This is a genomic window from Aestuariivirga sp. (assembly GCF_044238155.1).
GTDB lineage: Bacteria > Pseudomonadota > Alphaproteobacteria > Rhizobiales > Aestuariivirgaceae > Aestuariivirga.
In genome coordinates this window covers 1-8,095 of sequence record NZ_JBIIDX010000154.1, presented here as the reverse complement: position 1 = coordinate 8,095, position 8,095 = coordinate 1, and the positions used below count along the sequence as shown (strand labels likewise).

The following is an 8,095-nucleotide window of genomic DNA, read 5'->3' as shown; positions in this document are numbered from 1 at the left end:
TCAGCCCGCGCGCCAACCCCGTTGCCATGCCAAGCGGAAGCGTCATCATGCTCTCGTTCCTCCTCCTGTCAGAAATCGCAGCAGCGCCAGGATCATCTCGAACAGGCCGCGCCAGGCCCGCGGCTGGGGCGCCTGCGCGCCTCGGCTGAACAACTCGCCCTCGGCCATGCGGCGGCGCACCAATCCGTCGAGAACGCGGCCATCGGCCTTCACCCAAAGCTTGAGCAGCCGCGGCACCTCGCTGAAGCGGCCATCATTCACCGCCTTCAGAACCGATGAGCCGCGAAATGCACCTGATCCGACATTGTAGGCAAAGCTCACCAGCGCCGAAAATTGCGCAGGACTGATCTCGCGGCTCAGCGCAGAGCGCACGTCATGAGCAAAGCGCTGCACATCTGCTGCCAGAATACGCTGGGCTTCCGCCTCGCTGATCGTCATGCCCGGCGTCACCTGCGGCGGTCCCACCTGCGAGGTGTGACCATAGCCGATCGTCCATGCGCCTGCCGGGCAGCGGTAGGCAGTGCTGCGAAACCCTTCGAACTGGCGGATCAACGCCAGGCCGTCCTCCGTCATCTTCATCTCGTCACCTCACAATCTGTGGCTCAGGAGCGTGGGCAGCAGGCGCGACAGCAGCGCCCCCGCGGAAACCGACATGCCGATCACCAGCGTCAGCGTCTTCCAGCCGCCGCGCGCGCTCACCAGCGCATCGCGGATCTCGCGCACGTCTTCGCGGATGGCATGGATCTCCTGCTCCATCAGGCGCATGCGCGCCTCGAGCCCGCCCACATCGCGTTCGAGGCTGGTCATTGCAGGTTCTCGAGCTGGGCCTGCACCAGGCTCACTGTCCAGGCGGCCCCGGCCCCGGCGTTGACGGACACGCCCAGAACGGCATTGGCGAGCGTGCTGTTGAACCCCGCGGAGGTGGCGCGCCGGACAGGCCCCGGGCTGCTCGCAAGACCGCCGGAGGCCATGCTGTGCACAAGCGAGGCCACCGCCTGCACCACGGCCGCCGTGCCCGGACCTACACTGCGGAACGTCACCTCGAGAAGGAAGCGCCCGTCATCGGCTGCTGCCGTCTGGGCCGGAAACGCCAGCTGGGCGAGCAGCGCATCGGCAACTGACTGCGTCGAGCCAAACCGGAGACTGACAATCGGCGCTGCGAGCCCTGCTGCGGACTTGCTGGCATCGAAAGCGAGGATGTAGCGCGTACCGGCCCGCAGCCGCCCGGCAGGAATGACCAGCCCGGAGCCGGCCAGATAGGTATCCGTGGCAAAGCCCGGGCCCTGGCTGCTCAACGACTGACCAAACAGCGCGGCCGCGGGACCGGGCGTACTGGGCAGGCTCACCGCACCCGATGCCCGGTCGATCACAAGCGCCGGCGTCCACTGCACGCCATCCGCGCTCACCTTGATGGCGAAGTCATCATTGCCCGCCAGGCCCAACTCGGCACGGCCGGCGAAGCCTGTCTGGTAGAGCAGCGAGGCCGTGTCGCCGGCGGCATTCTTGTTGAGCTTGAGCCGGTGGTCGCTGCCCGCATGGGTAAACAGCGTGGCCGCGGCAGAAACCGCCAGGCGGTTGGTAGTATCCGCCGTGGCGTTGACGCCCAGCCGCTGCAGATTTGAAAATTCCGCAAAGGCGAGCAGGTCAAGCCACTGCACGCCGTCATGCAGCAGCAGCTTGCCCTCGTCCTCGACCCACATCCGCCAGCCCTTGCGCGGCATCAGGAAAACCCAGCTGCCGCCCTGCATCAGCGCCAGCTGGCCGGCCTTGCCCGCCCAGGCGCCGGTGGCGCCGGCCGGCACGAGATAGCGCGCGCCGTCCTCCGCCGCGGCAGGCGGCGCGGCAAGGCCACGGCCGATCACCGACAGCTGTACCGCCGCCTCGAGCAGCAGCAGGGCCTCATTGTGGGTGATGTGCTTCTGCGCCTGTTGCGCAGACAGCAGCGGAAGCTTGAGCAGAGGGGTTTCAGACATTGATCATCGTCTCCAGAAAGCTGCCGGGCCCCAACACCGCCGAGACCTGCGCCACGCGCAGCGTGAAGCTCACGGCGTCGGGCCCGAGGTCGGCCAGCCGTTCCGCGGCGGTGTAGAGAAAGCGCGGTTCGGCGGTCTCGACGCGGCGCTTCAGCACACCACCGGCGCGGATCTCGACGTCATAGAGTTCGCGCTCCTCGCCCAGAGGCACCTCGGCAAGATCCCAGCTGTCACCACCGATGCGGGTCCGGCGGATCCAGCTCAGCTGCAGATCGGCGCCTGTCCGCACGGCGCGCGGTTGCACGGGCGATAGCGGGCGCAGGCCGCGCAGACGTCCGCGATGGCTGATCGCGCGTTCCGCCCGGCCAAGCTCGTAGTGCAACGGCAGCAGCCGCCAGGAGGTTTCAAGCCCGGCCTGCGACAGGGGCAGATCGGGCTGCACCACAGCCGCGTCGAGCAGCACGAAGCACTGGCCGGGCGGGCGCACGCCAAGCATCTCGGGCGCTGAACCGGACTGGCCGCGCAGCAGCAGGCTCAGGCGATAGGTCTGTGCAGACACCAGCTCGGCGCCCGCAAACTGAATGATCTCCCAGCCTGTCGCCATGCTGCCCACGGCAGCAAGATTGGCGCCCTGCAGAAGCTCCTCGGCCGTCACCGCCGCCAGGGCGCCCGTCGCGATCCGAACGGTCAGGCTGTTAGCGCGGTCGAACTGGTCAAGCGGTCCGGCGGCGAGTGTGCTGACGGTCTCGCCCATCACCGCCGCGAGGCTGATGTCACGGTTGAAGGCGATGCTCGCCGGGCCTGTCTGGCGGTAGAGCGCCAGGCCGCCAGGCCATGGTTGTGCCGCCGCCGCGATCCACGGCGCATGCGCCAGCTCGATGCCGTCGGCAAGCGGCAGATCGAGGATCTGCGCATTGGGCGGCCCATAGACCAGCGCAACTTCAGCTGCTTCGCTGCGCGGCGCGGCCGCCGCCGCCTCATAGATGGCACGGTCAAAGCGCCGCCCGCGGATCTTCCGGCAGATGCCATCGGAGATCTCCTCGATGCGCAGATCAAACGGCCCGCCGGGCAGCATGAGGCGCACTCCGTCGCCGGGCTCGAGCGCCAGGCAGGACAGCGGCAGCGCCAGCTCAACCTGCTCGCGCGCCGACCAAGCCTCCTGCAGCGTCACCGCTGCGCGCTTCTGGGCCAGTTCCTGGTGCACCGCGGCGGGCAGCTCGATCAGCTGATCGCGCTTGCTCGAGCCGCCCTGGTATTTTGCCTCCACCACGGCCAGGCGATAATCCCGGCCGGCCTCCATGTAGGAAAGCTTCACCGCAGCCGGAAGCTCAGTCTCCTGCGCGCGGCGGATGATGTGCGTCGGCGCCGTCTCTGATGTCTCCGCCAGCCTGCCATGGGCAAGCGTCGTCATCACCGCTTGCTCGCGCATGAAGAAGCGTATCCGCCCCGCACTTTCCGCAACATCGATCGCAAAGGCCGTCATCAGGCCTTCAATCGCCTCGCGACCCGTCGTCACCCGCTCGATCGAGAAGCCGGAGACCAGCCCCTCGACATTTGATGTGTCGGCCTGCTCAAGGCCGTAGGCCGTGGCAATGGCTGAAATCAGTTCGCTGAGCGGCACCGCACCCATCCGGCCATTCAGCCAGTGCCCGCGGGCATAGTTTGGCGCGTCAGCCCAGATATCGGACCGCGCCGGAAACTGCGGAAACGGCCTGGCATCCCACGCCCACAGAAAGATCCGGCCGGCATTCACCATGCGCTCGCCCGTCAGCTGGGAAACAGGATTGTGCTCTCCCGCCGCTGACCAGTACTGGTCCAGCGCGGTGAGGACGCGCAGCTGCATGAAGTCATCGCGCGCCCCGCTCGAATGCCAGGGCGGGCGCGACTCGGAGGACTTGGGGTCGACGAAGGCATTGGGCTCATTCGCCCCCTTGTCGATCGCCGCGCAGCCTGCCTCGGTGAACCAGACCGGCTTTGCCTGCGGCACGAAGGCGGTGGGCGTTGCGCGTTCCACGCCACCCGGACGGTCATGGTGCAGGTTCAGCCACCAGCTCCTGAGATCCTTGCGGCGAAACACCCAGGCCTTGCCGTAAGCCCCGTCGCTGATCGGCGTGCGCTGCTGCAGCTCTCGCTCCGCCGATGTGCGGTAGAACCAGTCGAAATACTCGCCTCCGGCAATGTTGGCCTTGAGATAGTCGAGCTGATAGATTGAGCGCGCACCGGCGATATAATCCGTATGCTGATCGCCATCCCGCCAGTCAGAAAGCGGCATGTAGTTGTTGATGCCGATGAAGCCCACGGCAGGCGAGGCCCAAAATGGATCGAGATGGAAGAACACATCGCCCGACCCATCCGCGGGCTGATGCCCGGAATATTCCGTCCAGTCCGCGCCATAGGACACCCGCGCGGCAGGCAGGATCTGCTTCACATCGGCAGCAAGACTCACGAGTGCCTCGACGAAGCCAAAGCGGTTGGCCTCCCGGCGCAGCGTGGTCAGCCCGCGCAATTCGCTGCCGACCAGGAAGGCATCGACGCCGCCCGCCAGCGCACAGAGCTTCGCATAATGCAAAATCATCCGGCGGAAGCTCCACTCCGGCGGCCCGGAATAGATCACGGTCATGCCGCTTGCCGAAAAATGGGCGGGCGCAGCATTGCCCACGAAGCTTGCAAGTTCGCCTGCCACGCCGGCGGTCTTGTCTGGCGAACCCGGACGGCCCGGCGCGGTCGAGCAGGTCACGCGCCCCCGCCACGGATAGGCCGCCTGCTCGGGCCCGCCATAGGGGTCGGGCTTCGCATTTCCCGGTGGAATGTCCATCAGCAGGAAGGGATGGAACATCACCTTGAGGCCGCGGCGCTTGAGTTCCTCGATGGCGCGGACCACCGACGCGTCGGAGGGCGTTCCGCCAAATGCCGGTCCGCCATCGCTGAGGCTCACCAGATGTGCCTGATGGCGCTCAAGCCCGTTCACCATCCAGGCGCCGGGTTTGGTCACCTTGAGCGCATTGTCGACTCCTGGCTTGATGGCACAGCTCGCACAGCGCAGGTCATTGCCGAACCAGGCAACCACCAGGGCTGCCGCCTGCGTGTTGCGGCAGGTGGCGCTCAGCTCGTCGAGCGACACCATGACATTGCTCTGGCTGGATGAGGCATGGGCATTTTCGGAACTGGTGACACCTCCCCCGCGCTGCCAGGTGACGATGTCGGGGTCGTAGCCGAATTCGGTTGACCCGGGGATGATGCTCACCGCGCGTACGTGCTGCTCTGCTCCATCGAGGCTCTTCACCACCTCGAAGGAGAGCTGCGGCAGGCGGTTGCCGAAATCGGCCAGCGGCAGCCGCTCGAACACCACATAGGCCGTGCCGCGATAGGCTGGCACCGCCGCCCCGCCCATCTTCGCGACGATCAGGCTGTCTGGCATCTGCGTGGCGCTGCCGGTGTGCAGCCTGGCCGTAACGGCCGACATGTCGAAGGGCTTGCCATCTGCCCAGACGCGGCCGATGCGGTCGATCTCACCTTCGCACAGCGCCACCGCGAAGTTGGCGAAGTAGCTGTAGGTCCTGACCTTGTTGCGGCCACCACCGCCACCACCCTTGCCGCCACCCACCGTTTCGGTCTTCTGCGTTTCCTCGAAGTCGGTGGCCCAGATCACCTGGCCCGCCACCCGCATGCGGCCCCAGATCTTGGCGATGGGGGCCCCCTCCGAGGAGGCCATCACCCTGAGGTCGGAAAGCCGCGGTCCGTCAACCCGCTTCGAGCTGCCGAACAGCGTCTGGTCCACGAAGCTTCCAGCCACCGCGCCCAGGGCGCGCCCGACGATGCCACCCGCCGGACCACCCAGCAGAGTGCCAAGCCCAGCCCCGACAGCCTGCAGAACCACGGTCGCCATCAGTCCGGCACTCCTGGAAAGCGGAAGGCGAAGGCCAGATGCCGCCGCCACCAGGCTGAAAGGGCCACTTCGGCCACTGCGGCGCCCTCCTGCGCATGTATCATCGAATCGGCGGATATCGCGATGCCTGCATGCTTAGCCGGCAGATGCCGCCGCCAGCGGAACAGCAGCACGTCTCCCGCCAGAAAGGACGTACACGGAATTTCAGTCAGGTGGCGGCGTGCAGCTTCGAGCAGGGCATCGCCACCGCCACTCTCCGCCCAGCCGGGGGAATAGGCAGGCGCCCGCTCGGGCTCCGCACCCATCACCTCGCGCCAGACGCCGCGCACCAGTCCCAGGCAATCGGCGCCTGCGCCCTTGCAGCTCGCCTGATGGCAATAGGGCGTGCCGCGCCAGCCGCGGGCAGCGGCCACGATCTCGTCTCGCCGGATCATGCTTGGAGGTCCTGTTCAGCGCTTGGATTTCTTGTAACGCAGCGCGTAACTCATCACGAAGTCGTCGCCCGGCATGTGCGGAAAGCCGCGAAAGTTCAGGGCGTTGGAAAACTTGTCGCGGCAGGTCGCGAATTGCTTGTCGCAGCCTGCCCGCAATGTGATGGCATCGCCAGGCTGGGCCGGCAACGGCAATGGCTGCCAAAGTTCGATGCTCACGGCAGCGCCCTGCACCCGGTGGAACTTGACCTGGCCCTCCCGGCCCTGATTGGGCCCCGAGGCAAGCCTTGCCGTTCCTCCGGCAAAGAAACCGGCCGCGAAGCCATCCGCGCCGCCGACGTTGATGCGCCGGTTGGCCACACAGGACAGGACCTGGGCATTGCAGCTGAAACTGACGGCTGCGAGATTCACCCCGCAGCGGGTATCACCCAGAATTGCGTCACAGCCATGCTGATAGAGCCGGCCGCGCGGCTGGTTGAGCGCATGCGCAAGGCCGCGCAATTCGGCCTGAAACAGCGCACCGCTTCGCGTCACTTCGCCCAGATTGCCGCTCATCATCAGAACGCGCTGGCTCACATCCGACCAGTTGACCCGCCACAGCGCGATTGCGGCATTGTCGAAATCGCCCGCGCCAAGCCGCGTCTCGCTGAGCCGCGTCGATGACAGCGCCCCCGAGGCTTCGAGATTGTCGACAGAGAGTCCAAGATTCGAGTCAAGTTCCGTGGCGGTGAAGCCGCTTGCCGCCTCGAACAGCGTGCCCTCGAAGCTGAGATCGCGGTCATGGTCGGTGAACCCCATGGCCTCGCCGCCGCGCGTCGTGAGTTTCCAGCAATGGCACAGCGTGGTGGCCCCGCTGGCAAGATGCGCCGCAAGGCCTGCAGGCAGCGTCTTCATGCGCGGATCTCCACGATCGGAATGTCCGGAATGTCACCGGCCGCAATCTGGGTGAGATTGATGCGCAAAACGTCAGTGTCGAAGCGCACCGGAACATCGAACTGGAATCCCGCCGTCACCAGTGCGCCGGCGGGCGGTGGCGCAGCAAGGCTCACGAGCCCCGTTCCGGGATCAAGCGTGAAGGCCGTCACCTCCGTGCCGCCCACCGCAACGCGCACGCTGCCGGTGACCGGTTTGGTGATGGCGCGCCGATAGGCACCGGCGCCCGTCCCGTAGTGCTTGACGAGCTGAAAACCGAGCGCGCTGCCATTGCCGGCGCCCAGCACCTGGTCGAGCGGCGTCACCGCAAGCGAGGGTGCGCAGGATTTGTAGTCCATGTGGTCCTTCCAGCGGAACCCGCGCAGGCGCCCGCGCCGGGCCTCGAAGAAGGCGATCACGGCATGAATGTCATCGAGCGATCTGACGCCGAAGCCGGCGTTGTAGCGCCGCCGCGAATCCGCCCACCGGCTGTTGCGCTCCTCGCCGCCGGATGCGGTGATCACCACGTCGGTGCGCCGCTCGGGCCCGCCCGAGGTGCCGTGCGACACCGACGCCGGAAAGCGCACATCATCGAAACTCATCTCAGAGATTCCTCTGGCCGCGGCTCACGGCACGCGCGATCAGCGCCGCCACCTGCGACTGGGCGCGCTCGAAGCCTTGCACATCCGGCGTTGCAATCGACACCGACACATTGATCCCGCCGCCCCTCACGCCCAGCCTGCCATCGGCCCCGCGCGCCAGCGGTAGAATGGCCTCGGGGCCGGCCTCGCCCATCAGCCCCATGCCGCCCTGCATCGGAAACAGGGTCGGCGCATTGACGATGCCGCCCGCTGCAAAGGGAAAGACCTTGCCGCCCGCAATCACATTGCCCA

Annotated in this window: 8 protein-coding genes; all 8 read right to left on the bottom strand. The window is 66.8% G+C overall.

Going from position 1 to position 8,095, the window contains the following annotated elements:
* Positions 1 to 45: 45 nt before the first annotated feature.
* Positions 46 to 573: a lysozyme gene (locus tag ACILRN_RS14195; protein ID WP_395689358.1), complete on the bottom strand. Its 528-nt coding sequence runs from the start codon at positions 571 to 573 to the stop codon at positions 46 to 48.
* A 15-nt stretch (positions 574 to 588) separates the two neighbouring features.
* Positions 589 to 807, bottom strand: a complete 219-nt coding sequence (locus ACILRN_RS14190) for a hypothetical protein (protein WP_395689356.1) — start codon at positions 805 to 807, stop codon at positions 589 to 591.
* Complete coding sequence (locus ACILRN_RS14185; RefSeq protein ID WP_395689354.1) at positions 804 to 1,973, bottom strand: DUF2793 domain-containing protein; 1,170 nt, start codon at positions 1,971 to 1,973, stop codon at positions 804 to 806. The genes ACILRN_RS14190 and ACILRN_RS14185 overlap by 4 nt, the downstream gene beginning before the upstream one ends.
* Complete coding sequence (locus ACILRN_RS14180; protein WP_395689352.1) at positions 1,966 to 5,859, bottom strand: glycoside hydrolase/phage tail family protein; 3,894 nt, start codon at positions 5,857 to 5,859, stop codon at positions 1,966 to 1,968. The genes ACILRN_RS14185 and ACILRN_RS14180 overlap by 8 nt, the downstream gene beginning before the upstream one ends.
* On the bottom strand, positions 5,859 to 6,293 hold the full coding sequence (locus ACILRN_RS14175; RefSeq protein ID WP_395689350.1) for an NlpC/P60 family protein: 435 nt from the start codon (positions 6,291 to 6,293) through the stop codon (positions 5,859 to 5,861). Before ACILRN_RS14175 ends, ACILRN_RS14180 begins: the two co-directional genes overlap by 1 nt.
* 15 nt (positions 6,294 to 6,308) lie before the next feature.
* Positions 6,309 to 7,184 carry a DUF2163 domain-containing protein gene (locus tag ACILRN_RS14170; protein WP_395689348.1) on the bottom strand — a complete coding sequence of 292 codons (876 nt, stop codon included), beginning with the start codon at positions 7,182 to 7,184 and terminating at the stop codon, positions 6,309 to 6,311.
* Entirely contained in the window at positions 7,181 to 7,804 is a 624-nt protein-coding gene (locus ACILRN_RS14165; RefSeq protein ID WP_395689346.1) for a TIGR02217 family protein, read from the bottom strand. The genes ACILRN_RS14170 and ACILRN_RS14165 overlap by 4 nt, the downstream gene beginning before the upstream one ends.
* Before the next feature lies 1 nt (position 7,805).
* The coding region (locus ACILRN_RS14160; RefSeq protein WP_395689344.1) for a phage tail tape measure protein at positions 7,806 to 8,095 on the bottom strand (290 nt) is incomplete at its 5' end.

Bases quoted from the DNA above. Each gene is read 5' to 3' on its own strand.
- ACILRN_RS14195 (WP_395689358.1), bottom strand. From the start codon at position 573: ATGACGGAGGACGGCCTGGCGTTGATCCGCCAGTTCGAAGGGTTTCGC.
- ACILRN_RS14190 (WP_395689356.1), bottom strand. From the start codon at position 807: ATGACCAGCCTCGAACGCGATGTGGGCGGGCTCGAGGCGCGCATGCGC.
- ACILRN_RS14185 (WP_395689354.1), bottom strand. From the start codon at position 1,973: ATGTCTGAAACCCCTCTGCTCAAGCTTCCGCTGCTGTCTGCGCAACAG.
- ACILRN_RS14180 (WP_395689352.1), bottom strand. From the start codon at position 5,859: ATGGCGACCGTGGTTCTGCAGGCTGTCGGGGCTGGGCTTGGCACTCTG.
- ACILRN_RS14175 (WP_395689350.1), bottom strand. From the start codon at position 6,293: ATGATCCGGCGAGACGAGATCGTGGCCGCTGCCCGCGGCTGGCGCGGC.
- ACILRN_RS14170 (WP_395689348.1), bottom strand. From the start codon at position 7,184: ATGAAGACGCTGCCTGCAGGCCTTGCGGCGCATCTTGCCAGCGGGGCC.
- ACILRN_RS14165 (WP_395689346.1), bottom strand. From the start codon at position 7,804: ATGAGTTTCGATGATGTGCGCTTTCCGGCGTCGGTGTCGCACGGCACC.